Here is a 23,777-nt window from a genome sequence, read left to right as displayed (position 1 = left end):
TTTACGCCAAGCCCATAATATCCGCGCCCGCCTGCTCGTCGAAGAGCACTGCGCAGCCGCGCTCGAGCGCGACCTGCGTCAAGGCGTTGGTCGCGTCCTCATCCGACGAGACGAAATCGCCAGTCAACACGCGCAATTCCTCGACCGCCTTCGACATCGGCACGACACGCCCGGCCAAACGGTCGCTCGCGCATGCGTCGATGACGCAGAGAAGATCGATGAGTTCGAAATTGTCCATGGCGGCCTCCGCCAGCGCCATCCCTTCGCTCATTCAACGGCATGAGCCGCGGGCTGGTTCCGCCGCCTGCCTTCATCGGGCGGCCTGACGGGCGCGAGCTTGAGATCGAAGCGGGCCGGCAGACACGGCTCGACACAGGCCCTACGCACCGATCCTGTCGCGACCGTGTCGATCGGAAGAAGGATCACCATCTGGGCCTGGCGTTGCGGCCAGAGCGGCCTGCCGAAGAGGAGGAAGACGCCGCCGACCAGGCCGGCAAAAAGCAGCGTGGCAAACAGGTTCGCGATGATCTTGCCGGGTTGCATGCCAGCAGCTCCAAGAGCGCTTCCAGAGGGAAAGGAGTGCCCACCAAATCGCAGGAATGGTGGGCACTCCGTGGTCAACCGCCGATGAAGGGACTTTGTCCGGCGGCTTGCTACCCAATGAAATTAATGTCCTCTTGTTTCTCACAAATCGACGTCTCAGGCCTCTGCGTTGGGCAGGTAAGACTTCAGTCTGAAGATGGCCCCAGACGGTTGATACGCACTCGGCGTCGATCAAGACCCGATGGCTTCATGGTTGGCGATGGCGGATGCAACCGCATGCGCTGGCAGAGGTTGCCGCTACTCCACTCCCGGCCCGCGAGTTCTCGAGAACCGCGGGCCATCCTTGAAGCGCTGGCCGATATTCAGTCCTCGAGGTCCATCGGCTGATGGCCGGCCTGCTGGTGCCATAGCACCTGACGATAATCCGTCAGTTCGACGACCTGTGCGCAGACCGGACAGACATAGCTGTCGCAGCATTGGCGAAGCGCCGGCGAACCGCGACGGCCGGCAATGACCGGCGGGCGCGGATGGTCTTCCACGACTTGATCAAGCATCGGTTTCCTCCTGGTGGCTGTTGATTATCCCGCCCAAAAGTCTGTCCCCTCGCCCGCCTATGTGCCGCGGCGCGGCGCTCGGCCGGCACTGGAACAGGTGCGCATCATGCTGATGGGGGATTGCGAGAAGCCGCGACGGTGTTGCCTTGATCCTTGCCGAGGGTCGCATCGAATTCTCCCTGTCGGGCGAGAACGGATTGGTCCCTCAACCACCGCGGTGCCAGCGCGAAAACAGAAAAGCACCCGGCGACCAGGTCTGCAATAACTTTCGATAGAAGCGCCAAATCTTCGGTCGGGGACGCTCCGATTACATTAGCGATTCCTCATAATAAGGCGTATGAATGAGACAGCGGTCGCCGACGATCGCAACGTCAGGCGCCGCTTCACACATGGGAGGACTGCCATGGCCGAAGTCGCAATGAACGTGACAAAGCTCGAATCCAAATCGCACAACAATCCCGACGAGGTCCGCGCGCCCGCCAAGACGCGTGTCGAGATCGTACGGCTGCCGGGCTATACGCTCGGGCGGATGAACATGCAGCCGGGCTGGAAGTGGTCGGAATGCGTGAAACCGGTGGTCAAGACCGACAGCTGCCAGGTCTCGCATGTCGGCTATGTCGTGTCCGGATCGATCACGGTGCGGATGACCGACGGCACGCAAAAGACCTTCGAGGCCGGCTCTTCCTATACCATTCCGCCAGGCCATGACGCCTGGGTCGAAGGCAACCAACCGTTTCAATGCATCGAGGTGCTGAGCGCCGAACAATACGCCAAGCCGGCATAGCACAAGCGATCGCCTCCTCGGGGCATGTAGCCGAAGGCGGCAGAGAGGGCGCGTGGAGCGCAACGACTTGCGAGCGTGAAGAACGATCGTCGCCACTCTATGCAGGCGCCCTCTCCGTGGCCCATGGCGAACATCCCTCTAGAGCATGATCCCGAAGTGGGAACCGGTTTTCGGAGAAAGATCATGCTCCAACAAAGAGTTGGATCGTGAGAGCGATTCAACGAAACGCCATCACGATCCAGGGGCAGAATTGCCCGCACAATCCGCCTCTATCTGCGGCTGTACCGTCAGGTTGTGCAAACTCGCATGTTGAAGCGTGGAGACTTGACATGGAACCGCTTTTGTTCTCTTTATGTTCTGTCAATTCCCCTTACAAAAGATGCAGCTAATGCTGCAATGCCACACAAATGACCATGGGATCGCGCGATGCTCGTCACGGACGCCGCCGCGGCCGCCACCATCCTGCATGCCGACCTCGACGCCTTCTACGCCTCGGTCGAGCAGTTGCTCGACCCGACGCTGCGCGGCAAGCCGATCGCCGTCGGCGGCGGCGTGGTGCTGGCGGCGTCCTACGAGGCGAAAGTCTTCGGCGTGCGCGGCGGCATGCCTGGCCGTAAGGCGCGCGAGCTCTGCCCGCAGCTCATCTTCGTGGGCGGGCGCTTCAGCGAATACCAGCGGCTGGGCGACGCAGCGATCAAGGTGCTCGACGATTTTACTCCGCTCGTCGAGCGCATCTCGATCGACGAGGCCTTCGCCGACGTCGCAGGCTGCACGCATCTGTTCGGATCGCCGCAAGAGATCGCGCGAAAAATCCGCGAGCGGGTGAAGTCCGAGCTCGGCCTGCCGATCTCGATCGGCGTAGCGCGGACGAAACACCTCGCCAAGATCGCCTCGCAGGTGGCGAAGCCCGACGGGCTGGTTGTGGTCGAGCCCGGCAGCGAGCTTTCCTTCCTGCACGATTTGCCCGTCACGCTGATGTGGGGCGTCGGCCCGGCGACCAAGGCGAGGCTCGCCGAGATCGGCGTCGAGACGATCGGGCAATTGGCACGCACACATAGCGGCGCGCTGGAGCGGCTGATCGGCCATGCCGCCGGCCGGAAGCTTGCCGCTCTCGCCTGGAACCGAGACCCGCGCAAGCTCGAGACGCAGCGGCGCGCGCATTCGGCCGGCGCACAGTCGGCGCTGGGCCGCAGGCCCGCGCTGCCGCGTGTCTTCGTGCCGACGCTGCTCCATCTGGCCGACCGCGTGGCGAGCCGGTTGCGCGCCAAGGACCGGCCCGGGCGCACGGTCACGGTGCGCGTGCGCTTCGCCGACATGCGCGCGGTCACCCGCTCCGTCACGCTGGAGCAGCCGATCCAGGCCACCACCATGCTCGCCGAGATCGCCGAGGAGCTGGTGCGCGGCGTGCTCGCCGCCCATCCGGGCGAACGGGATATCTCGCTGCTGGCGATCTCCGTCTCGCATCTGGAAGAAGGAGCCGAGCTGCAGCTCGAACTGCCGCTCGGCCTGGCGGACGAGAGGCTGAAGCCCGGCAGCCGCAAGGGCCTCGCCCGCTTCGGCGCCGACCGCGCCATCGACAAGATCCGCCAGCGCTTCGGCAAGGAGGCGGTCGGCTACGGCACGGTGCAGCTGGAAGGCACGCGCTCGGTGCCGGATGGATTCAGGGAACTGGCGGAGAAGGAGCTGTAGAGGGAGGGGGCTCACTCCGTCTCCACGACCGTCCAATCCAGCCGCATCGTCGCGCTCATCGCTTGCCCATCGTCAAGCACCGTCAGCCCCTCGCCATGATGCGCGTCGACCGGGTGCGAGACCGGCTCGAAGCAGAAGAAGCCGGCATCGGACGACGGCGAATAGAGGATGTAGACGCCAAGTTCGGGCGAGGCGGTAAGCGTGACCTTGATCCCATCCTTTTGCTGCATGATCGAGGCGCGGCGGTTCCAGCCGTCGAAGGCGTTGTTCACCCAGTCCAGCGGCAACGGGATGGGGCGATCGAAATCCCAAGCCGGATGCTCGCTCACCGGCACAACGCCGACAGGCAGATGGCGGTCGTCCTCCAGCCAGACACGTTTCGCCCCGGCCTCCAGCAGGGTCGTGTCGCCGCGCGGGAACCAGGGATGGAAACCGAGGCCGTAAGGCAGGCGCATGCCGGCGCGGTTCTCGACGGTGAGATGCGCCTCCAGCGCGCCGTCCTGCAGCGCGTAGGCGACGGAGGCCCTGTAGCGGTAAGGACCGATCGCGCCGTCATCCAGGGCGAGCTCGGCCTCAGTGTCGGTCATGTGAACAAGCCGCCACGGCTTCTGGAAACCGTCGCCATGGATCGGAAAGGCCTCTTCCGGGACGTTCGGCTCGACGGTATGGAAGCGGCCTTCGAACTCGAAGCCGCCGGCGGAGATACGGTTCGACCACGGCACCAGGAGCTGGCAGCCGGAGGTGCCGGTGCCCTCCCCTGCCCTCAACAGCGCGACCGGCGCGCTGCCGATCACCAGCGCGTCATAGCGGGCGATCGCTGCGCCTTTGTCGGGCGCCAGGACCAGCCTCGCCTGCCCGTCGTTCAGCTCGACCGTGCCCGCCATCACCAGCCGCCATCGACGGCGATGTTCTGGCCGCTGATCATGTCGGAGGCAGGCGAGACGAGGAACAGCACGAGATCGGCGACGTTGTCCGGCTCGATGCGTTTCTTGAGGCTCTGGTTCGCGAGGATCCAGTCATTGTACTCCTTCAGCCGCTCGCCAAAGACGCGCTCCTCCGCCTCCGAGACCACCGCGCCCGGCGATACGGCGTTCACCCTGATGCCGTGCGGTCCGAGCTCGCGCGCCAGCGATTTGGTTAGGCCGAGCATGGCGCCTTTCGATGCGACATAGGGCACATAGCCGTCCCAGCGGCCGTTCAGCGTGATCGAGCAGAAATTGACGATCTTGCCATAACCCTTGGCCTTCATGCCCGGGGCGCAGGCCCGCGCCAACGCGAAGGCGGCCGAGGAGTTGACGCGGATCTGGTCCTCATACTCGGCGAGCGAGAAGTCCTCGAACGGTCGGTTGATGATCAGCGCGGCGTTGTTGATCAGGATGTCGATGCCATCTTCCTTCGCCGCCAGCGCGGCAACCGCGGCCTCCGCCTCGGCCAACCGGTTGAGATCGCAGCCGACGAAGGCGATATCGCCCGAAGCCTGGCCGGCCAGCCCGGCGACGATCTCCGCCGCGTTCGCTGCAGCGGGGCGGTCGAGCAGCAGCACGCGCGCTCCGGCCCGCGCCAGCGCCACAGCCTGGGCCCGGCCGAGCGAGCCTAGGCCACCCGTCAGCAGAACCTTGCGACCAGCGAGCGCCTTCATCGGCTCCTCCTCACAAGACAGAATGGACTTCGTCGATCGAGGTGTCCGCGACGCGCTTGTCCAGCACCACCTCGCCGCGCGCCATCGCCACGACGCGATCGCAGCAGTCGAAGACATGATGCATGTTGTGGCTGATGAAGACGCCGGTCACCCCCTGCTCCTTCAAGCCGCGGACGAAGCCGATGACCTTGTTGGTCTCCTTGACCGAGAGATGGTTGGTCGGCTCGTCGAGGATCATCACCTTGGACTTGAAATGCATGGCGCGCGCGATGGCGACACCCTGGCGCTGGCCGCCGGACAGCTCGCCGACGAGCGCGTCGGGAGAGCGCAGATGCAGGTCGACATTGGCGATCGCTCGGATGCTCTCCTCAGCCATCTTCTTCTGGTCGAGGATGCCGACGCCGAAAATCGAGAACCGCGTCGGCTCACGGCCGATGAACAGGTTCCGGGCAATCGACATGGTGGGTACCATTGAGTTGTACTGGTAGATGGTCTCGATGCCGAGATCCATGGCGTCGCGCGGCGTGGCGATGCTGACCGCCCTGCCTTCGACCTTGATCTCGCCCTGATCGGCGCGGTGGACGCCCGACAGGATGTTGATCAAGGTCGACTTGCCGGCGCCGTTGTCACCGACCAGGCCGAGCGCCTCGCCTCGCTTGAAATCGAGCGTCACGCCCTTCAGCGCATGCACGCCGGAATACCATTTGTGCAGATCGCGCACCGAGATGATCGCGTCGCTCATCGCTTCAGCCCTCCATCTTGATGGCCTTGGCGCGCTTGCGCATCCAGGCATTGGCGACGACGGCGAAGATGGTGAGGAAGCCGATGGCGAACTTGAACCAGTTGGCGTCGACGTGGCTGAGCACAAGGCCGTTGTCGATGACGCGGATCAGCGTCGTGCCGATGATGCCGCCCATAACGGTGCCGATGCCGCCGGTCAGCGAAGCGCCGCCTATGACCGCGGCGGCGACAGCCTGCAATTCCAACCCCTCGCCGATCGAGGGCAGCGGCGAGCCCAACCGCAGCACCTGCAGCATGCCGGCGAATCCGGACAGCACCGAGCACAGCATGAAGCAGACGATCTTGACCCTGGCGGTCGGGATACCCATCGAGGCGGCGGCAGGCAGGAAGCCGCCGGTGGCTTTGATCCAGTTGCCGAAATTGGTCCGCGACAGCATGAGCGAGGTCAACACGGCAACCGCTGCGAACCACAGAAACGACATGCGGAACATGTTGCCGGGGCCGACAAAGGAGGTGAACAGCCAGTTGGGCAGGTCGATAGGCAGCAGTGGCGGGAAGCCGCCCGAGACCACGACCGTGAGCGAGCGCGCCATGAACAGCATGCCGAGCGTGGTGATGAAGCTGGGTATCGCGAAGCGGATGGTGACGTAGCCGTTGATGAAGCCGATGGCCGCGCAGACCAGCAGCCCGGCCAGCAACGCCAGCGGGAACGGGGCGCCATGCACCATCAGCACCGCCATGGTCATCGGCATCAGCGCGAAGACCGACCCGACCGAGAGGTCGAACTCGCCGCTGATCATCAGGATGGTGACACCGATGGCGACGAGGCCGGCCTCCGGCAGGATGCCGAGAATGCCGCGCAGATTGTCGGCGTTCAGGAACACGCCGTGCGAGCGCACCTGGAACAGGATGATGAGCAGCACCAGAAGGATCAGCCCCGCCAGTTCCGGCTTTTCGAGATAGGTCTTGAACAGGCGCTTCAACGAAAGGCTCCGGGGTTCGGGATTCGGTCGCACCGGCGGCGTCAGGCGCCGCCGATGCCGGTCTGGCAATTTAGGGAGCTTACCTCATCCCCTGAGCGGACAGCGCCATGATGCTGTCGGCTTCCTTCGGCCGCACGATGCCCTGGCCGGTGTCGATGTCGGAAGGAGCAAGGCCGATCTTCTTGTTGAGATAGGCCTCCATCACCGGCATGAAGCCCTGCATGTAGGGCTGCTGGTCGACGAGCGCCTGGACAAAGCCCTTCTGCATCTGCTGCAGCACTTCCGGAACGAGGTCGAAGCCGCCGAGCAACACCTTGCCGGGCGCCACGCCGCGATCGGCCAGCACGCGCGCGACGCCGGCGCACCAGAAGCCGGTGTCGAAATAGGCCGTGGTGTCGGGATGGGCGTTCAGATAAGCGCCGACCCGGTCGGAGGTGATGGCGAGATCGGTGCCGCTGTCGATGCGCTCCCACGACACGTCGCGGTCCTTATTCGCGGCCTTGTATTCCTCAAGGAACTGCATGATGCCGGCGCCGCGGCTTTCCGACCAGTTCTGGCCGGGCGCGGAAATGCCGACCAGCACCTTGATCGGGCCGTCCTTCGGGAAGCTCTCGGAAATCGCCTTGGCGAGCGAGTAGCCGGCCGGCTTGAAGCCTTGGCCGACAAAGGCCTGCCGCGCATTGCCCTTGGCGCCCTCGGTGTCGTCGACATTGACGGCGATCACCAAAACGCCGGCGTCGCGTGCCTCCTTGATGACGTCGTCGAAAGCGTGATCGTCGACGATGGAGGTCAAAAGCGCGTCAGGCTTGGCGGCGAGCGCGGCGCGCATATTGGCGACCTGCTGCTCGACCGAGCCCTCGGTCTGGGTGAAGACCATGTTGCAGGTCGCCTCGACCTTGCCGCAGGCATCGTCGAAACCCTTCTTCACCGCCTGCCAGAACGTGTTCGAGGCCGACGAATGATGGGTGAAGACGATGTTGAGCCCGTCGGCGCGGGCCACGGACTGGCCGCCGATCAGGGCGGCGCCGAGCAATAGCATTGCGGTGAGTTTCTTCATGTCTGTTCCTCCCTTTGGATTCTTCAGTTGCTTGTCCTGTCGCTGACGCGACGATGGACGGTGTAGGCGCGGCCGAGGTCCGGATTGAGCGCCAGCCCGAGCCCTGGCCCGGGCGGCACGGTGATCATGCCGTCCTTCACTTCCGGCAGCGCGGTCACCAGGTCGCGGTACCAGGTGCGGTAGAAAGCGCGCACGCTTTCCTGGACGAGCGCGTTGGGCGCATTGAGCGACAGATGCGTCGAGGCGGCGAGCACGACCGGACCGGTGCAGTCATGCGGCGCCACCGGCAGCCGCCAGGCCTCGGCCATCGAGGCGATCTTGCGCGCTTCCGACAGGCCGCCGCACCAGGAGATGTCGAGCATGACGATACCGGCCGCTCCCGTTTCCAGCAGGTCGCGAAAAGCCCAGCGACTGCCGAGCGTCTCCGAGGCCGAGATCGGTGCCGGGCTGGCCGCTGCGTAGCGCTTCAGGTCACCGAGGCTGTCCATGCGGATGGGGTCCTCGTGCCAGTAAGTCGCGTAGGGTTGCAGAGCGCGCGCGATCTTCATGGCCGGCAGGAGCTGCCACATGGAGTGGAACTCGACCATGACGTCCATCTTGTCGCCGACGGCTTTGCGAATCTTTTCAAACGGTTCGAGCGCCGCCTTCAAGTCGGCCGCGGAGATGTCGTTGCCGCGCGTCTTTTCGGCCGAGTGATCGAACGGCCAGATCTTCATGGCGGTGATGCCGTCCTCGAGCAGTTCCTCGGCCAGTTCGCCGGCGCGGGTGAGGAAGCCGTTGAGGTCGTCATAGTCCCGCCCGGCGCCGATTCCGTAATTGGCCGTCGTCTGGCCCTTGGCGTCCTTGATGTATTCGGTGCCGGCGCAGGTGTTGTAGGTGCGGATGGAGCGGCGGCTGAAGCCGCCCAGCAATTGCGCGACCGGCTGGCCGGTGGCCTTGCCGAAAATGTCCCACAGCGCGATGTCGAAGGCCGAGTTGCCGCGCACCTCGGCGCCGCTGGAGCGGAAGCCGAGATAGCCGACGAGGTCGGCAGCGAGCAGGTCGATCTCCAGGGGATCGCGGCCGATCACCCTGGGCGCGACATATTCGTGCAGATATTCCTCGACGGTGCGCGACAGGAAGAAGGTCTCGCCGAGCCCGGTGATGCCCTCGTCGGTATGGACTTCGACCCAGAGCAGGTTCGGCCGCTCCTCGATGCGGATGGTCTCTATGGCGCGGATCTTCATCACGCGATCCCCGCGTCGAGCAGTGCCTTGACGCTCTTGTCGAAATGCTCGGCCATGTGCTCGGCCGCCAGCCGTGGGTCGCCCTTGAGGATGGCGTCGGCGATATCCTCATGGCCTTTGATCATCTTGAGCTGTGCCTCGTCGGAGGAACGGGTGCGCCAGCCGATCACCCAGGTGCGGCGGGTGACGCCGCTGAAGGCGGTGACGATCAGCGAAAAGACCGGATTGTGCGAGGCCGCCGCGATCGCCTCGTGGAAGGCGATGTCATGCTCCATGACGGCCTCGGGGTTGCTGAAATTCTCGCGCATCAGCCGGGCCGACCGGCCAATGGCCGCCGCCTCCTGGTCAGTGCGGCGGAGCGCGGCAAGCGCAACGGTGCGCATCTCGATGGTACGCCTGACGTCATAGACCTGCTGCACGCTGATCTGCTGGGTGGTGATGCCGTGCTCGATCACCATCGACATCGCGCCGGTGTCGAGCTTGGCGACGGTGGCGCGGCGCCCTGCGCTCATGTCGATCAGGCGCATCGCCGACAGCGAGCGGAAGGCCTCGCGCACCACGGTGCGGGAGACGTTGAGCTGCCGCGTCATGGCGGCTTCGCTGGGCAGCGGATCGCCGGGCGCGAGACCCTCGGAGCGGATGTGCTGGGTGATCGCCTGAATCGCCGTGCTGACCAGGCCGGGGCTTGCCTCATCCGGTGAGTCCGTCTGCTCCTGCATTCCGCTCCCTCGAAAACCTGTATGACAGGTTATTATCGAATTGCTCATATTTCACGCGAAAGATATATGTCAAGCTGATTTTGGATACCTGCCCGGAGGAGCGCTCATGCACGAAACGGAACCCAAGCTGATCCACGACGCACGCGACATGGTCGGCGAGAGCCTTGTGTGGGACGAGCGCGTCGGCAGGCTGGTCTGGGTCGATATCATCGGCCGCCGGATCCATCGGCTCGATCCATCGAGCGGAGCGCATGAGCGCTGGCCGACGGGCGACCTCGTCACCTCGGTCGGCCTGCGCGCCGATGGCGGCGCCATCGTCGGCCTGCGCAAGGACATCGCGCTTTGGGATTTCGGCGGGCCATTCCGGATGCTGGCGACGATCGAGGCCGACCGGCAAGGCTCGCGGCTCAACGAAGGCGTGGTCGGGCCGGACGGCTCGCTCTGGGTGGGTACGATGGCCAACAATATCGGGCCGGACGACGCGCCGATGGCGATCACAAGCGATGAGGGCCGGCTCTACCGGGTCGGCTCGAGCGGCGATGTGAGGCGCCTCAGCGAGGATCGGTTCGGCATCACCAACACGATGGTATGGCTGCCCGACGGGCGCTTCGTCACCGCCGACACGATGAAGAACGCGCTTTACAGCTATGATTGGGACCGGAAGGCTGGACGGCTCGGCGAAGCGCGTCCCTTCTTCACCGGCTTCGAGCGCGGCCTGCCGGACGGCTCATGCCTGGACGCCGAGGGCTATGTCTGGAACTGCAGGGTGGTTGGCGGAAGCTGCCTCGCCCGCATCGCGCCCGACGGCAGGCTCGACCGAATTGTCGAGCTGCCCTGCAGTTGGCCGACAAGCTGCTCCTTTGGCGGCACGGATTTTGACACGCTGTTCGTGACCTCCGCGCGCTTCACCATGAGCGCCGAGCATCTTGCCGCCAACCCTTTCGAGGGCGGCCTGTTCGCGCTCAAGCCCGGCGTGCGCGGCGTGCCGGCCAACCGCTTCGGATGATCTCCCGGCGGCCAACGCTTGACCGCCCCAGATGACGGTGAGCGCCACTGGAGTGTGACCCGGCGCGCGAACCGCCGACGCCGTGGCGCAATCCAATCCGGTTCATGCCCTGGCCTTGGCATGCTAACAGGGTCGCTTTCAACAATTTCAACAAACGGACAGCGACATGGCAGGCGAAAAAGTAGCTCTGGTGACGGCGGGCGGCAGCGGCATGGGAGCCGCTGCGGCAAAGCGCCTGGCGGCGGATGGGTTCAAAGTCGGCGTGCTCTCCTCCTCCGGCAAGGGCGAGGCGCTGGGCAAGGAACTGGGCGGCTTCGGCGTCACCGGCTCCAACCAGTCGAACGAGGATCTGAAGCGCCTTGCCGACGGCGCGCTGGAGCGCTGGGGCCGCATCGACGTTTTGGTCAACAGCGCCGGCCACGGGCCGCGCGCGCAGATCATCGAGATCAGCGACGAGGACTGGCACAAGGGCATCGACACCTATTTCCTCAACGCCGTGCGCCCGACCCGGCTGGTGACGCCGGTGATGCAGGAACAGAAATCCGGCGTCATCATCAACATCTCGACCGCCTGGACGTTCGAGCCGAGCGTGATGTTCCCGACCTCGGCCGTGGCGCGCGCCGGGCTTGCCGCCTTCACCAAGATCTTCGCCGATACCTATGCGGCCGACAACATCCGCATGAACAACGTGCTGCCCGGCTGGATCGACAGCCTGCCTGCGACCGAGGAGCGTCGCCATGCTGTGCCGATGAAGCGCTACGGCACGTCGGAGGAGATCGCCGCGACGATCTCGTTTCTCGCATCGGACGGGGCCGCCTACATCACCGGACAGAACATCCGCGTGGATGGGGGCATCACGCGGGCAGTGTAAGCCACGCCACAAGCAGGTCGGCGCCCGGCATTGCCGGGCGCAACGTCATTTGCGGCCACGAAGGTGCAGCAGCCAGAGAAAGCCCAGCAAGACAACGACGCCGGCGATATTGCCGAAAACGTTGCTCCAAAAACGCGCCGGGTCGTCCACGCACGAAATCCAGCTGAGCCTTCCCCGGATTTCGCCGGTCTTCAGGCCGTAGGCAAGATTGTAGATCGCGAAGGCGGCGAGCGCCGCCACCAGGACAAAGACGGCGTCGTTTTTGTTGCGGTCCATGGAACACGTCTAGCCGCGTCCGATGAAATTTTGCTTATCGTCGTATGGGGTATCTCGCCTCGGATCATCCGGGCCTGCGGGAGTTGAGGACCCACAAAAAGGCTATCGAAGCCACCAAGACAATCGAATTGCCGATCACGATGTTCCAAAAGCGCGTGGGATCGTCGGCCAGCGCGACCCAATGCAACTTGCCCCGGACTTCGCCGGTCTTGATGCCGCAGGCAATGTTATAGATCGCCAGCGCTGCAAGCGCCGCCATCAGAACAAAGAGGTCGTTGTTCTTGTTGCGATCCATGGGAGCGGCTTTTATCAGCGCTTGGTGAAATTTTGCTTACCTTGGGTAAGCAGGGCGGCCACGGCAACGGCCGCCCTGCGCTTCGCGGCCTACTGATTGATCTCCGGCTCGACGAGCTTGGCAAGGTTGCGCAGCGATTCCTGCCAGCCGAGATAGCAGGCCTCGGCGGGGATGGCGTCCGGGATGCCGGCCTGGGTGATGTTGATCTCGGTGCCGACCGACACTTTCTTCAATGTCACCGTCACCTCGATCTGGCCCGGCAGGTTGGGGTCGTCGAAGCGGTCGGTGTAGCGCAGGCGCTCGCCCGGAACGAACTCGACGAACTCGCCGCCGAAGGAATGGCTGTCGCCGGTGGTGAAGTTGCGGAAGGACATCTTGTAGGCGCCGCCGACCTTGCCGTCGAACTCATGCACCGTGCAGGTGAAGCCGTTCGGCGGCAGCCACTTGGCCAGCGCATCGGCCTCGACGAATGCGCGGTAGACCTTCTCCGGCTTGGTCGCCAGGACGCGGTGCAGTTGGATGGTGCTCGGCATATCTCGGTATCCTTCCTTTTGTTGATCGATGCCCCAAGGACGAGCGGCCCCCAGCCGATCCGACAGCGGCTGTCAAATTTTTTGCCGGGCGGCTGTCATGCGTCCCGAAATGGACACAAAAGAAATGAGCGCTGCTGCGCCGGTCGGCTGGCCGGCGCCATCGCAAGCGCCGCGCTGCAAGCCAGCATCGGCCGCGACGGCGAGGCCTAAGCGGACGGTCCAATCCTGAAGCCAAACTCGACCGGCCACGACTTGAGGCCCGCTGCGACAGATACATCCATCCATGGCTATCTGCACAACCTTTGGCAGAAAACCTTGCAAAAATTAAGTAAAATTGAGAACAACTCACGCCCTAATTGCATTAGTCACCGCTTATTCTATCTTTTCAAAATATCGACAAAAAAACCGGCAATTTTCTCTGTACTATTTGCTTATTTTCGGGAACGATAGTCCGTGTTGCAAATTGGTTCGAAGCAGGTGCTCGAACCTGCAATGAGCCATCCGGGCGGGGCAGCGCGGAAGGAGTGTCCGATGAGCTTCGTCGTCAACGCGATAGGCGTTCCTCTCTACTATAGTGGCGCTTCCAATCATTGGTTTTCGGCAACGTCCGGACCGACATTCAACGGAAGCAGCGGCAACGACTCAATCTGGGCCTCCAGCGGCGTCAACGTCACCATGTATGGCGGCGCCGGCGACGACATCTATTACCTCTATTCGGCGGGCAACAAGGTGGTCGAGAACCCTGGCGAGGGCATCGACACGATCAACACATGGATGAGCTACACGCTGCCAGACAACGTCGAGAACCTCGTCGTCACCAACGCCCACAATTACGCCTTCGGCAATGCGTTGGACAACATCATCACCGCCACGGCGGGCGGCCAGACGATCGACGGCGGCGCGGGCAACGATGTGCTGATCGATGGCGGCGGCGGCGCCGATGTTTTCATTGTCGCGAAGGGCAACGGCAGCGACTCGATCGTCAATTTCGCCTCGAACGATGCCGTGCGGCTCGACGGTTACGGATTCACGTCGTTCGCCGCCGTCCACAACGCCATGATCCAGGCGGGACCCAATGTGGTGCTGAACCTCGGATCGGGCGAAATCCTCGAATTCAAGAACACCACCATCGACAAACTGCAGCCCAACAATTTCCAGCTGCCAATCGACAAGTCCGGCATGACGCTGTCCTTCAGCGACGAGTTCAACACGCTGAACCTGCACAACAGCCAAGGCGGCACCTGGGACACCAACTTCTGGTGGGGCGCGGCGAACGGCAGCACGCTCACCCGCAATGGCGAGCTGCAGTGGTATATCGACGCCAATTACGGCCCGACCAGCTCGGTGCATCCGTTCAGCACCGACAATGGCGTGCTGACGATCACCGCGGCGCAGGCGCCGGCCGACATCAGGCCTCTGATCAACAATTACGAATACACCTCCGGCATCCTGACCACCCATGACTCGTTCTCGCAGACCTACGGCTATTTCGAAATGCGCGCCGACCTGCCGGAACACGCAGGCGCTTGGCCGGCTTTCTGGCTGTTGCCGGAAGACGGCTCGTGGCCGCCGGAGCTCGACGTGATGGAGATGTACGGACAGAAGCCGAATTCGCTGCTGGTGACCGCGCACACCAACGAGACGGGCCAGCACACGACGGTCGGATCCACGGTGAACGTCATGGACACCGCCGGCTTCCATACCTATGGCCTGTTGTGGACGCCGGACAAGCTGGTCTGGACCTATGACGGCGTGCAGGTCGCCGAAGCGGCGACGCCGTCCGACATGAACAAGCCGATGTACATGCTGGTGGACCTTGCAATCGGCGGACAGGCCGGCGCGCCGCCCGACCATCTCGCCACGCCCGCCCAGATGAAGATCGACTATATCCACGCTTACACGCTGAATGAGCTGCAGCAGAGCCACTTGAACGTCACGGGCGAGCACACAGCCTAGGCGGCCGGGCCAATGTCACAGGAGAGCGCTCCGGATGCGATCAGGCAGGCCGGCCTGCGGCCGATGTTCCCGCGCGCCGTAACCGATGTCGGCCTGTTCTCGCTGCTTATCAACCTTCTGCTGCTGGTGATCCCGCTCTACCTGCTCCAGGTCTATGATCGGGTGCTGCCCTCCTCCAGCGTCGAGACGCTCGTCTACCTGTCGGTCATGGCGGTCGCGGCGCTTGGTTTCCTAGGCTTCCTCGATGCCATCCGCGCCGTCTACACGCAGCGCGTCGCAGCAATGGTCAATGACAGGCTGGGCACCAGAGCGTTCGCGGCTTCGCTCGGCTCCCGGGATGCTTCGTCGCCGCTCGCCGACCTTGCCTCGGTCTGCGCCTTCATCCGCTCGCGCGGCGTTTCGGTGCTGTTCGACCTGCCCTTCGCGCCGGTCTTCCTCGCCTTGCTCTACCTGATCCACCCGCTGTTGTTCTGGGTCACGTTCGGCGGCGCGGCGCTGCTCGTCGTGCTGGTCTTCGCCAACCAGCTTGCCATCGGCAGGAACGATGCGCTCTCGGCGGAGCGCTCGGCTTTGGCCAGCCGGGTCGAGCAGGCCTTTGCCCGCAACGCCGACACGCTGCGCGCCATGGGCATGGTGGAAAATGCCGCGCGCGCATGGGGACGGCACGTGGCCGAGGCGCTTGTCCTGCATGACCGCTCGGCCGGCGCCAACGCCGTCTTCAGCGGCGCTTCCAGGGCGCTGCGCATGATGTTGCAGCTGGCGATCCTCGGCACCGGCGCCTGGCTGGTGCTCAAAGGCGAGATGACGGCCGGCATGATCTTCGCTTCCTCGCTGGTGTCGTCGCGCGCGCTGCAGCCGCTCGACCAGTTGATCGGTTCCTGGCGGCAGCTCGTCGAAGCCAGGCGCGCATGGACGCGCCTCAGAGGAGCCTTGGCGGCGCAGCCGGCTCAGGCGATCAAGCTCATCCTGCCCGAACCGACCGGCGCGATCTCCGCGCAGGATCTTTTCTTCATCGCCCCGAATGCCACGTTCGGCGCCGAGCCGATCCTGAAGCGGTTGAGCTTCGCGATAGCCGCGGGCGAAGCGGTGGCGATCGTCGGCCCGAGCGGCGCAGGCAAATCGACACTGGCGCGGCTGCTCGTTGGCGCAGCCCAGCCAAGCGGCGGCTCGGTCAGGATCGACGGCGCCGAGCTCAGGACCTGGGACGGAAACCAACTCGGCCGGCATATCGGCTATCTGGCGCAGGAGGTGGAGCTTTTCCCCGGTTCGATCGCCGAGAACATCGCGCGCTTCGACGCAAAGGCCGACGACGCGGCGATCGTGGAAGCGGCGAAACGCGCGGAGGCGCATGAGTTGATCCTTTCGCTGCGCGACGGCTACCAGACGGCGATCGCCGGCACGCTGTCGGGCGGCGAGCGGCAGCGGATCGGGCTCGCGCGCGCCTTTTACGGCAATCCGCGCATCCTGGTTCTGGACGAGCCCAGCACGCATCTCGACGGGGCCGGTGAGACAGCGCTGGAAGCGGTGCTCGCGGCGGCCCGCGCCGCGGGGGTCACCACAATCGTGATCACGCATCGCCCCGCAATCGCAGCAGCATGCGACCGTGTGATGGTCTTGCGCGGCGGCGTGATCGAGGCGTTCGGGCCGAGCGCAGAGGTGCTGCGGCAGCCGGGTAAAGCCGCGCAGCGGAGCACGGTGGTGACCGGATCGTTCGCGCCGACCATCCGCGCCGCGCCAACTGTCGGTTACGGTTCGTAGGCGATGTCCACCCAGAGCCTCGCCTTAGACGGCCGCCCGCGCACCGATTTCCGTCGCACCGCCTTCGCCGGCTACGCAGCGATCGCGCTGCTTGCCGGCGGCTTCGGCATTTGGGCAGCGAGCGCGCCGCTGGCAGGCGCGGTGATCACCCAAGGCACGATCGCGGCGACCGGCGGCAACATCCTCGTCCAGCACCGCGAAGGCGGCATCATCAGGCAATTGCTGGTGCATGAGGGCGACCATGTGCGCGAGGGCCAGGACCTTATCCTGCTCGACCGGACCGCCGCGGAGGCCGATCTCAACCGGCTGACGAGACAGTGGATCGCGCTCAAGGCAAGTGCTGCGCGGCTGGAGGCCGAGCGCGACGGCCTCGCGACGCTGGCACCGATCGCCGAGCCTGCGCCGGCGCCGTTCCAGCAGGAGTTCCGGAACCTCATCCGCGAACAGCAGAAGGAGTTCGACGCGAGGCTTGCGCGGTTCCGCTCGGAGCAGTCGATCCTGGCGCAGCGCGTCGCCATGCATCGCGAGTCGGTCAAAGGGCTGAATGCGCAGAAAGCGGCCATCGAGCAGCAGGCCGAGGTGGTGAAGAAGGAGCTCGGCATCAAGACCGACCTGCTCGACAAGGGCCTCACCAACCGGACCGAATATTCGCAGCTCTTGCGCTCGGAGGCCGACCTGATCGGCCAGGCCGGCGCGCTGGAGGCCGACCTTGCTTCCGCCAACACGCAGATCGTCGAGGCCGAGGCGCAGACCGAGCGCGCCACGACGCAGCGCGTCGAGGAAGCGCTGACCAAGCTCGACGACGTGCGCACCAACCTCGCCGACGTCGAGGAGCGGATGCGCGCGGCAGAAGCCGTGCTGAAGCGCACGACGATCACCGCGCCGGCGGCGGGCATCGTCGTGTCCTCGACCTACAACGCGCAAGGCAGCGTGGTCGCGCCCGGCGAAAAGATCATGGAGATCCTGCCCACGTCATCCGGCCTGGTGGTGGACGCCCGGCTGCGGCCGAAGGACATTGACCAGGTGCATGTCGGCCAGCCGGCAAAGCTCCGCCTGTCGGCGCTCAACACACGGCTCACGCCGGAAGTGCCTGCCACGGTGAGCGAGATTTCCGCCGATCGGCTGATCGATCAGACCACGCACGAACCCTATTTCCGCGCCAAGCTGAAGATCACGGAGGCCCTGCCCGCCGGCGTGAAGGCCGAGCAGCTTTATCCCGGAACCCCGGTCGATGCCTTCATCAGCACGGGCGACCGGACTTTCTTCGAGTATCTGGTACGCCCGATGATGGATTCCTTCGCGCGGGCGTTCAGGGAAAGGTAGGCAACGTCAGCTCATAGCCGCGTTTAGCTTGCCGCGGTAAGCTGGATTTCGACACGGATATCAGGCAACGCGAAGCTCGCTCCGACCGTAGCGCGCGCCGGCTCCGCGCCGTCGAGCCAGTCGACCCAGGCCTTATTCTCTCGCTACGCAGTTAAGCCAGCGCTTCGACAGCGGCATCTATCGGTCGGGTAGCTTCGATAAGGCCGAGCCGCCGTCCCTCTGCGGACATTCTTCGAAGCTCCGTTTGCAAGGAAGGAGAAATTTGCTTTAAGCCGTATGCTACCAGCGCACGGCCGCGTGCCGCAAAAAAATTTGCCCAGGGCAAGGGTTCGGCTGCGGTGAACGCCTCGAGACGATCCACGTGATGGCTGGCTCCCGCCCAGTTCTCGCAGGCGAGGCAAGCGTCGATCGCGTAACGGCGAAACTGCAGATGATTGTGGCTCACCGCATTTGAAGCCAGGATCGCCTCTCCCTCTTCCAGGGCAGCGGCGCGTATCCCGGGATCATCAGTGGCCACGGCTAGAAGGCCGAGATACCAAGGGCCGAGATACGCCATCCCGGTGCGGCGGCTGACGCGCAACGCTTCTTCCAGGTCGGCGACGCCCCGCCCCTTTCGGCCGGCCAACCGATGCACGTCGCCACGAAACGCCAGAGCCTCCGCCTCGAACCGCGGCGCCTGGATCTCGCGGGCCAGGCGGAGGGACGCTTCGGCGCTATCCAACGCCCTGTCGAACTCCGTCAATGACGACCAGGCGAGGTAGGCGTTCATATGCGCGATCAGTTCGGCGCGTTTGTGGACGATCTTCCTCGACGCTTCGATCGCCGCCAGCGCCTCACTGAGCAGGCTATTGATGTCGCCGATGTAGAGGCTGGTCGCCACGACCATCGAGCGGTTCGCTGCCGCGATCCGGCCGAAGCCATTGCGTTCGGCGAGTTCCACGCATGACCGATACTGCCGATGCGCGCTGATCATCTGGCCGCGCATATATTGGGCGTCGCCGATGCCACCCAACGATGCAGCCTCGATCTCGGCAAGCCCTGCCCGTCGCGCGAGTTCGAGGCTTGACCGATGGTGCTCCAGGCAGCCGTCGATGTCCCCGCGGGGAAATAGCAGATTGCCATGGAGGAAGTGGGCGCGGGCGGCTTCCTCGTCCAGCTCGGAGCGTTCGGAAATCTCTTCCACGGCCTGTACGTCCGCCAAGGCCCGGTCAACATCGTCGGCTATGCGCTTGACCGCTGCGGCACCGAGCAGCGCCCGGCAGCGTCCGCGCTCGCCGTCCGCCAGGGCCAGCGCCTCGTTGTATGCGGCGCCGGCTTCGCCGGTGCGACCGAGGTTTAGCAAAATGTCGCCGCGACATGAGAGGAGCGCGGACCGGGTTTCGTTATCCCCCGCAAGCCGCAGGCCGCGCTCCACCAGTTCCAATGCTCGCCCATAGCGGTAAGCGCGGTTCTCGCTGGTGGCAGCGTCGAGGAAAGCCTGGGGTGCGGCCTGGTCTTCGGCCCGTTCCAGATGCTCGGCGCGCATGGTCGGATCGCGCTCGGCAAACCACTGCGCGGCGCGGCGGTGCAGCGCTTGGCGTTCCATCCGCGGTAAAGACAGATATGCGCCATCGCGCACGAGCGCATGCGCGAACAGAAGGTCGTTGCCGACGGGCTTCAGAAATCCGCGCCGGATCAGGGCCCTGCAGTCCTGCCCGGGATTTCCCAGCAAATGGCCGAGGGCATCGGGCGCAAAAAGCTGGCCGAGCACAGCGGCAACGCGCAGCGCGTGACGGTCGCCGGGCGGCAGCATGTCCAGCCGGGCAAGCACGACGCTGTGGATGGTGTCGGGCAACCGGTCCGGCCCCCGGTCGCCGCCGCGAAGCAGTTGTTCGAGAAAGAGAGGATTCCCTCCAGCGCGCTCGACGCAATTGATTGCGAAGACATCGGTCGGCGCAAGGAACTTGGCCGCCATGGCCAAGGCCTCCTGACGGTAAAGCGGTGCGAGATCCAACGTAAGCCTCGGCCCATCGCCGGCCCGCATTTGCCGGGCCGGGTCGGAAGGTTCTTCTTCAGTTCGGGCAGTCGTGACGACGAGTACTGGTCCCGTGCTTGCCGAGGCGGCAAGCGCATCCAGTTGCGCCAATGTCTCGGCGTCCGCCCACTGCACGTCCTCGACGATCAGGACGAGCGGCCGGCGAGCGCTTGCGCGCCCGACCAGTTGCAACAGCGTCTGTTCCAGCCCCTTGGCGCGCGTCGCATTATCCATCGCGTCATAGAGCGCCCGCTGGCCCTCGGACAAGGAATGCTGCATCAACCGGTGAAGGTGGATTTCCAGATCGGCGTCGACGAGGCCGCTGTCAACGCCGATGCGCGGCTCGATCGCGAGACCTTGGACGAGAGCCGGGATTGCATTGCGCTTGGCGCCGAAGTCGAGAACGAGGCCGGTGTGACATTCGAATCCCTGCTCGACGGCAAGCTTCTGAAACTCCTCAACCAGCCGGGTCTTGCCGATTCCGGCTTCGCCGCGGACATGCACGACGAGCCCCCGCCCGGTATCGAGGCACGCCTTCAGGGCGCCGGCAAACTGCGCCAGTTCGACCTGCCGGCCGACGAAGGCGGTTTTGGCGACACCCTCGAATGAGAGGCCAGCCGGCCGCCAAGCCCCGATCGGCTTTTCCGAGCCCCGGGCGACGATTGAGCGGCGTTCGGCGCGGTCTACGAGGTGCGCTACCGACTGGTGCACGGCGTCCGAGAGCAGTACCTCCCCAGCATCCGCCGCTCCGGCGAGTGCGCCGGCCAGATGGATGGCAACGCCGGTTACGCTAAACGTGCCGGCGCCATCTCGATCGAGTCTCGTGACCAGCAACCGGCCGCTCGCCAATCCAATCCGGGCCGGAGGAATGCGGTCTTCCGTCGCCGGAACCGCCCCCACGATCTCGAGGCCAGCCTGCAATGCGCGTTGCGCATCGTTGCTGTGGGCAACCGGCAAGCCGAAGAAGGCAATAGTGGTGCTGCCGAGCTGCCTGTAGACCATCCCCGCGTGGTCCGCGACGGCCTTGTAAACGATGTCTGCGAAGCGCGCGGAGAGGTCCCGCTCTCGCTCAGGATCGTCTTCGTCGGCGAGAACTGACAGGTCGCCCATCTCGACAAACATGACGACGAGCTGACGCAATTCCGATGCCGGTCCGGTCGGCTCCGGCACGATGGCAGCTTCTGGGCCGGGGGTCTGAGGCTCCTGATGTGGAGACCTTGCCGCTTCAGCAGGGTTGGCAGCGCCGGGCCGGTCCTGCTCGCGCCGCCTTTGCTGAATCTCTTGATAGATCTGCTCGGTTTCCGGTTCGGGCCGCACGCCGAGCTCGCGCTGCAGTATCTCGCGACAGACGTGAAACTGCCGAAGGGCGGCGCCGATCCGGCCCTGCCGGACATAAAGCTGCATCAATGCCCGATGGACATTTTCCTCCAGCGGGTCGAGCGGCAGCAGGCGCAGCGCCAGTTCGAGCGCCGGCGCGGACGAGCCGGACGCCATCCGGTTTTTCAACAAAGCCGTCAGCGCCTTGACGGCCATTTCGTTAAGATGTTGACGCATAGCCGCGAGCCAACTTTCGAAAGCCGGAGCCTTCGGATTGAAGGCTTCCATGAACGGCCCCTGGTAGAGCGCCGCTGCCTGCTCGTCGGATTGCGGTGTTCGGGCCGCCATCAGTTGCTCGAACTGGAGCGCGTCGACGTCGAGACAATCAGGGGCGAGAACGATCCCCTCCCCCGAGCCCCCCGCCAATTCCGACCCTTTCAATCCGAGGGCCTTGCGCAGCACGAGAAGTTCCTGGCGCAGGCTTGCCCGCGCCTGGGCCTCGCCACGATCCTCCCACAGCAATGCGGCCAGCTTGTCGCGCGACTGCGGGCGACCTCCAGCCATGGCGAGGTAGACGAGCAGCGCTTGCGCCTTGCGTGAGGCAACCGCGATCTGCCGGCCTTCCGGTGAGAAGACCTGAAGACCTCCGAAGGTGCTGAGCCGGATCTTCGCCATCGCGCTTCACCCTACGGGTGCAGGATAGAGGCGCCCACGGGCGGACAAAAGATGACAGTTATCTTTTTTGACGAGGCTTTGACGCTCGCCGCGACTTTCTTTGACGGCACCCCGCTAAACCACCCTCCCAAGACGCCAGCGATCGCCGGCTGACTCACCAAGGAGGATCAAAATGCAAGTCTATCAGGACAAACTCAACGCCTTTCTCGGCAAGATGCTTGACGACATCGGCGCCGCGATGAACGCGTCGCTGGTGCATTTGGGCGACAAGCTCGGTCTCTACAAGGCGCTCGCCGACGGCGGGCCGATGACCCCGTCGGAACTCGCCGGACGGACGGGCACCGCCGAACGCTACATCCGCGAGTGGCTGGCAGCCCAGGCAGCGTCAGGATATGTCACATACGACGCCGCCTCCGGCAGGTTTTCGATGGCGCCGGAACAGGCAACCGTTTTCGCCGACGACGACAGCCCCGTCTTCATGGCCGCGCTCGGCGACATCGTCGCTGCTACGGTGCTCGACTGCGACAAGGTCGAAGACGCCTTCCGCACCGGCCGCGGCGTCGGCTGGAACAAGCGGCATCCTTGCCTGTTCTGCGGCACCGCGCGCTTCTTCCGTACCAGCTATCTGCATCACCTGGTGCAGGAATGGCTGCCGGCGCTCGACGGTGTCGTTGAGAAGCTCGAACGCGGAGCGATCGTTGCCGATGTCGGCTGCGGGCACGGCGTCTCGACATTGCTGATGGCGGAAGCCTTTCCCAACTCGCGCTTCTTCGGCTTCGATGCCCATCCCGGCTCGATCGAAGCAGCACGCAAGGCCGCCGACGCGGCCGGCGTCGCTGACCGTGCGACGTTCGAAATTCAAAGCGCCAAAACCTTCACCGGCGATGGCTACGACCTCGTCTGCTTCTTCGATTGCCTGCACGACATGGGCGATCCCGTGGGCGCCTTGAAGCATGTGCGCAAGACAATCGCGCCGGACGGCTCCCTGATGATCATCGAGCCGTTCGCCGGCGATCGACTGGAGGACAACCTCAACCCGGTCGGCCGCATTTACTACGCCGGCTCGACCATGGTCTGCACGCCGACGTCGCTCGACCAGGAGGTCGGCCTCGCGCTCGGTGCCCAGGCCGGCGAGGCAAGGCTGCGCGAGGTGGCGAAGGCCGGCGGCTTCAGCCAGTTGCGCCGCGCCACCGAGACGCCATTCAACATGATCCTCGAAGCGCGCCCCTGAAACCGCGGCATTCGCTGCCGCCACGGCAACATCCAAGAAGCAAATCCACCACGCAAGGAGAAGAACGATGACCAGATTGATGCAAATGCTTATCGCCGCCACCGTGCTTGTCGCAACGGCTGGTGTGCCAGCGGTCGCAATGGCCGGTGACGCCGCCAGCGAAGCGCCGGTCAGGCAGTATCTGAAGGCCTGGGACGCCCGCGACGTCGAGGCGATGCTAAAGACATTCACCGACGACGCCGTCGTGATACTGCCCGCCCAGGCGCCGATCAGCGGGATGCAAAACCTGCGTGGACTGCTGACAGCATTCGTGAAGAGCTTCTCGGCGCCGGGCGCGACGTTTACGCCCGGCCAATTCACAGCAAACGGCTCCGTGGCCTATTTCCTCTGGCAGGGCGACACGCCATCCGGCCGCTATCCCTTCGGCGCCGACACCTTCGTGGTCCGCGACGGCCACATCGCCTACCTGACGCTCGCTTTCATCGCCGAACCGAAGCCGGCCAAGAACTGATCGCGCATCTTCGAGATCAATTCGGACAGAGCCGGCGCCAAACGCCGGCTCGCACTCCATTCAATCGACCGAGAAC

The 23,777-nt window shown here is 64.7% G+C and carries 23 protein-coding genes; 9 read left to right on the top strand and 14 right to left on the bottom strand.

All coding sequences use genetic code 11. From position 1 onward, the window contains the following. Position 1: 1 nt before the first annotated feature. The 3 genes from MJ8_RS12750 to MJ8_RS12740 all read right to left on the bottom strand — a co-directional run bounded on the left by MJ8_RS12750 (position 2) and on the right by MJ8_RS12740 (position 1,097). Entirely contained in the window at positions 2 to 238 is a 237-nt protein-coding gene (locus MJ8_RS12750) for a hypothetical protein (RefSeq protein WP_201414693.1), read from the bottom strand. Between the two features lie 29 nt (positions 239 to 267). After that, positions 268 to 543, bottom strand: coding sequence for a polymerase (locus MJ8_RS12745; RefSeq protein ID WP_201414692.1), 276 nt, complete (start codon positions 541 to 543; stop codon positions 268 to 270). A 362-nt stretch (positions 544 to 905) separates the two neighbouring features. Then, the gene (locus tag MJ8_RS12740) at positions 906 to 1,097 is read right to left on the bottom strand and encodes a hypothetical protein (RefSeq protein WP_201414691.1); all 192 of its coding nucleotides are present in this window, start codon (positions 1,095 to 1,097) and stop codon (positions 906 to 908) included. Positions 1,098 to 1,500: 403 nt separating this feature from the next. On the opposite strand from MJ8_RS12740, the gene MJ8_RS12735 reads away from it, so the two are divergent. Together MJ8_RS12735 and dinB are read left to right on the top strand one after the other, a co-directional pair. Further along, positions 1,501 to 1,881 (top strand): cupin domain-containing protein, encoded by a 381-nt coding sequence (locus MJ8_RS12735; protein ID WP_201414690.1) that lies wholly within the window; start codon positions 1,501 to 1,503, stop codon positions 1,879 to 1,881. Positions 1,882 to 2,307: 426 nt separating this feature from the next. Then, a complete protein-coding gene (gene dinB / locus MJ8_RS12730) occupies positions 2,308 to 3,570 on the top strand; it encodes a DNA polymerase IV (protein ID WP_201414689.1) in 1,263 nt (420 codons plus the stop codon). Positions 3,571 to 3,581: 11 nt separating this feature from the next. Here dinB and MJ8_RS12725 read toward each other — a convergent pair whose 3' ends face one another. The 7 genes from MJ8_RS12725 to MJ8_RS12695 form a co-directional block, all read right to left on the bottom strand. Continuing rightward, positions 3,582 to 4,454, bottom strand: coding sequence for an aldose 1-epimerase (locus MJ8_RS12725; protein WP_201414688.1), 873 nt, complete (start codon positions 4,452 to 4,454; stop codon positions 3,582 to 3,584). Then, positions 4,454 to 5,209, bottom strand: a complete 756-nt coding sequence (locus MJ8_RS12720) for an SDR family oxidoreductase (RefSeq protein ID WP_201414687.1) — start codon at positions 5,207 to 5,209, stop codon at positions 4,454 to 4,456. The genes MJ8_RS12725 and MJ8_RS12720 overlap by 1 nt, the downstream gene beginning before the upstream one ends. 10 nt (positions 5,210 to 5,219) lie before the next feature. After that, positions 5,220 to 5,951, bottom strand: a complete 732-nt coding sequence (locus tag MJ8_RS12715) for an ATP-binding cassette domain-containing protein (RefSeq protein WP_201414686.1) — start codon at positions 5,949 to 5,951, stop codon at positions 5,220 to 5,222. Positions 5,952 to 5,955: 4 nt separating this feature from the next. Then, a complete protein-coding gene (locus MJ8_RS12710; protein ID WP_201414685.1) occupies positions 5,956 to 6,933 on the bottom strand; it encodes an ABC transporter permease in 978 nt (325 codons plus the stop codon). Positions 6,934 to 7,012: 79 nt separating this feature from the next. Continuing rightward, positions 7,013 to 7,990, bottom strand: a complete 978-nt coding sequence (locus MJ8_RS12705) for a sugar ABC transporter substrate-binding protein (RefSeq protein WP_201414684.1) — start codon at positions 7,988 to 7,990, stop codon at positions 7,013 to 7,015. A 23-nt stretch (positions 7,991 to 8,013) separates the two neighbouring features. Further along, entirely contained in the window at positions 8,014 to 9,216 is a 1,203-nt protein-coding gene (locus MJ8_RS12700; RefSeq protein ID WP_201414683.1) for a mandelate racemase/muconate lactonizing enzyme family protein, read from the bottom strand. Next, entirely contained in the window at positions 9,216 to 9,935 is a 720-nt protein-coding gene (locus MJ8_RS12695) for a FadR/GntR family transcriptional regulator (protein ID WP_201414682.1), read from the bottom strand. The genes MJ8_RS12700 and MJ8_RS12695 overlap by 1 nt, the downstream gene beginning before the upstream one ends. 106 nt (positions 9,936 to 10,041) lie before the next feature. Here MJ8_RS12695 and MJ8_RS12690 point away from each other — a divergent pair, with 106 nt between their 5' ends. Together MJ8_RS12690 and MJ8_RS12685 are read left to right on the top strand one after the other, a co-directional pair. Beyond that, positions 10,042 to 10,941: an SMP-30/gluconolactonase/LRE family protein gene (locus tag MJ8_RS12690; RefSeq protein WP_201414681.1), complete on the top strand. Its 900-nt coding sequence runs from the start codon at positions 10,042 to 10,044 to the stop codon at positions 10,939 to 10,941. A 166-nt stretch (positions 10,942 to 11,107) separates the two neighbouring features. Beyond that, positions 11,108 to 11,812, top strand: a complete 705-nt coding sequence (locus tag MJ8_RS12685; protein ID WP_201414680.1) for an SDR family oxidoreductase — start codon at positions 11,108 to 11,110, stop codon at positions 11,810 to 11,812. Between the two features lie 45 nt (positions 11,813 to 11,857). Here the strand turns inward: MJ8_RS12685 and MJ8_RS12680 are convergent, their stop codons facing one another. The 3 genes from MJ8_RS12680 to MJ8_RS12670 all read right to left on the bottom strand — a co-directional run bounded on the left by MJ8_RS12680 (position 11,858) and on the right by MJ8_RS12670 (position 12,916). Beyond that, positions 11,858 to 12,088, bottom strand: coding sequence for a hypothetical protein (locus MJ8_RS12680; protein ID WP_201414679.1), 231 nt, complete (start codon positions 12,086 to 12,088; stop codon positions 11,858 to 11,860). Positions 12,089 to 12,152: 64 nt separating this feature from the next. After that, positions 12,153 to 12,383, bottom strand: coding sequence for a hypothetical protein (locus tag MJ8_RS12675; protein WP_201414678.1), 231 nt, complete (start codon positions 12,381 to 12,383; stop codon positions 12,153 to 12,155). An 89-nt stretch (positions 12,384 to 12,472) separates the two neighbouring features. After that, on the bottom strand, positions 12,473 to 12,916 hold the full coding sequence (locus MJ8_RS12670) for an SRPBCC family protein (protein WP_201414677.1): 444 nt from the start codon (positions 12,914 to 12,916) through the stop codon (positions 12,473 to 12,475). 531 nt (positions 12,917 to 13,447) lie between these two features. Between MJ8_RS12670 and MJ8_RS12665 the strand changes: the two genes are divergently transcribed. The 3 genes from MJ8_RS12665 to MJ8_RS12655 are packed head-to-tail and all read left to right on the top strand — an operon-like array spanning position 13,448 to position 17,953. Then, positions 13,448 to 14,872, top strand: a complete 1,425-nt coding sequence (locus MJ8_RS12665; protein ID WP_201414676.1) for a family 16 glycosylhydrolase — start codon at positions 13,448 to 13,450, stop codon at positions 14,870 to 14,872. Between the two features lie 12 nt (positions 14,873 to 14,884). After that, positions 14,885 to 16,630 (top strand): type I secretion system permease/ATPase, encoded by a 1,746-nt coding sequence (locus MJ8_RS12660; protein WP_201414675.1) that lies wholly within the window; start codon positions 14,885 to 14,887, stop codon positions 16,628 to 16,630. 3 nt (positions 16,631 to 16,633) lie between these two features. Further along, positions 16,634 to 17,953, top strand: coding sequence for an HlyD family type I secretion periplasmic adaptor subunit (locus MJ8_RS12655; protein ID WP_201414674.1), 1,320 nt, complete (start codon positions 16,634 to 16,636; stop codon positions 17,951 to 17,953). A gap of 151 nt (positions 17,954 to 18,104) precedes the next feature. On the opposite strand, the gene MJ8_RS12650 is transcribed toward MJ8_RS12655, so the two are convergent. Further along, a complete protein-coding gene (locus tag MJ8_RS12650; RefSeq protein WP_201414673.1) occupies positions 18,105 to 21,959 on the bottom strand; it encodes a BTAD domain-containing putative transcriptional regulator in 3,855 nt (1,284 codons plus the stop codon). Between the two features lie 172 nt (positions 21,960 to 22,131). On the opposite strand from MJ8_RS12650, the gene MJ8_RS12645 reads away from it, so the two are divergent. Together MJ8_RS12645 and MJ8_RS12640 are read left to right on the top strand one after the other, a co-directional pair. After that, complete coding sequence (locus MJ8_RS12645) at positions 22,132 to 23,190, top strand: class I SAM-dependent methyltransferase (RefSeq protein ID WP_201414672.1); 1,059 nt, start codon at positions 22,132 to 22,134, stop codon at positions 23,188 to 23,190. Between the two features lie 67 nt (positions 23,191 to 23,257). Next, positions 23,258 to 23,701, top strand: a complete 444-nt coding sequence (locus tag MJ8_RS12640; RefSeq protein ID WP_201414671.1) for a nuclear transport factor 2 family protein — start codon at positions 23,258 to 23,260, stop codon at positions 23,699 to 23,701. Positions 23,702 to 23,777 lie beyond the last annotated feature (76 nt).

It is taken from the genome of Mesorhizobium sp. J8 (assembly GCF_016591715.1).
GTDB lineage: Bacteria > Pseudomonadota > Alphaproteobacteria > Rhizobiales > Rhizobiaceae > Mesorhizobium.
Note: the sequence above shows the minus strand (reverse complement) of the source record. Positions and strands in the feature narration are given on the sequence as shown.

What these genes read in the sequence shown, in the direction of transcription:
- MJ8_RS12750 (WP_201414693.1), bottom strand. Translation starts at nt 238, where the DNA reads ATGGACAATTTCGAACTCATCGATCTTCTCTGCGTCATCGACGCATGC.
- MJ8_RS12745 (WP_201414692.1), bottom strand. Translation starts at nt 543, where the DNA reads ATGCAACCCGGCAAGATCATCGCGAACCTGTTTGCCACGCTGCTTTTT.
- MJ8_RS12740 (WP_201414691.1), bottom strand. Translation starts at nt 1,097, where the DNA reads ATGCTTGATCAAGTCGTGGAAGACCATCCGCGCCCGCCGGTCATTGCC.
- MJ8_RS12735 (WP_201414690.1), top strand. Translation starts at nt 1,501, where the DNA reads ATGGCCGAAGTCGCAATGAACGTGACAAAGCTCGAATCCAAATCGCAC.
- dinB (WP_201414689.1), top strand. Translation starts at nt 2,308, where the DNA reads ATGCTCGTCACGGACGCCGCCGCGGCCGCCACCATCCTGCATGCCGAC.
- MJ8_RS12725 (WP_201414688.1), bottom strand. Translation starts at nt 4,454, where the DNA reads ATGGCGGGCACGGTCGAGCTGAACGACGGGCAGGCGAGGCTGGTCCTG.
- MJ8_RS12720 (WP_201414687.1), bottom strand. Translation starts at nt 5,209, where the DNA reads ATGAAGGCGCTCGCTGGTCGCAAGGTTCTGCTGACGGGTGGCCTAGGC.
- MJ8_RS12715 (WP_201414686.1), bottom strand. Translation starts at nt 5,951, where the DNA reads ATGAGCGACGCGATCATCTCGGTGCGCGATCTGCACAAATGGTATTCC.
- MJ8_RS12705 (WP_201414684.1), bottom strand. Translation starts at nt 7,990, where the DNA reads ATGAAGAAACTCACCGCAATGCTATTGCTCGGCGCCGCCCTGATCGGC.
- MJ8_RS12700 (WP_201414683.1), bottom strand. Translation starts at nt 9,216, where the DNA reads ATGAAGATCCGCGCCATAGAGACCATCCGCATCGAGGAGCGGCCGAAC.
- MJ8_RS12695 (WP_201414682.1), bottom strand. Translation starts at nt 9,935, where the DNA reads ATGCAGGAGCAGACGGACTCACCGGATGAGGCAAGCCCCGGCCTGGTC.
- MJ8_RS12690 (WP_201414681.1), top strand. Translation starts at nt 10,042, where the DNA reads ATGCACGAAACGGAACCCAAGCTGATCCACGACGCACGCGACATGGTC.
- MJ8_RS12685 (WP_201414680.1), top strand. Translation starts at nt 11,108, where the DNA reads ATGGCAGGCGAAAAAGTAGCTCTGGTGACGGCGGGCGGCAGCGGCATG.
- MJ8_RS12680 (WP_201414679.1), bottom strand. Translation starts at nt 12,088, where the DNA reads ATGGACCGCAACAAAAACGACGCCGTCTTTGTCCTGGTGGCGGCGCTC.
- MJ8_RS12675 (WP_201414678.1), bottom strand. Translation starts at nt 12,383, where the DNA reads ATGGATCGCAACAAGAACAACGACCTCTTTGTTCTGATGGCGGCGCTT.
- MJ8_RS12670 (WP_201414677.1), bottom strand. Translation starts at nt 12,916, where the DNA reads ATGCCGAGCACCATCCAACTGCACCGCGTCCTGGCGACCAAGCCGGAG.
- MJ8_RS12665 (WP_201414676.1), top strand. Translation starts at nt 13,448, where the DNA reads ATGAGCTTCGTCGTCAACGCGATAGGCGTTCCTCTCTACTATAGTGGC.
- MJ8_RS12660 (WP_201414675.1), top strand. Translation starts at nt 14,885, where the DNA reads ATGTCACAGGAGAGCGCTCCGGATGCGATCAGGCAGGCCGGCCTGCGG.
- MJ8_RS12655 (WP_201414674.1), top strand. Translation starts at nt 16,634, where the DNA reads ATGTCCACCCAGAGCCTCGCCTTAGACGGCCGCCCGCGCACCGATTTC.
- MJ8_RS12650 (WP_201414673.1), bottom strand. Translation starts at nt 21,959, where the DNA reads ATGGCGAAGATCCGGCTCAGCACCTTCGGAGGTCTTCAGGTCTTCTCA.
- MJ8_RS12645 (WP_201414672.1), top strand. Translation starts at nt 22,132, where the DNA reads ATGCAAGTCTATCAGGACAAACTCAACGCCTTTCTCGGCAAGATGCTT.
- MJ8_RS12640 (WP_201414671.1), top strand. Translation starts at nt 23,258, where the DNA reads ATGACCAGATTGATGCAAATGCTTATCGCCGCCACCGTGCTTGTCGCA.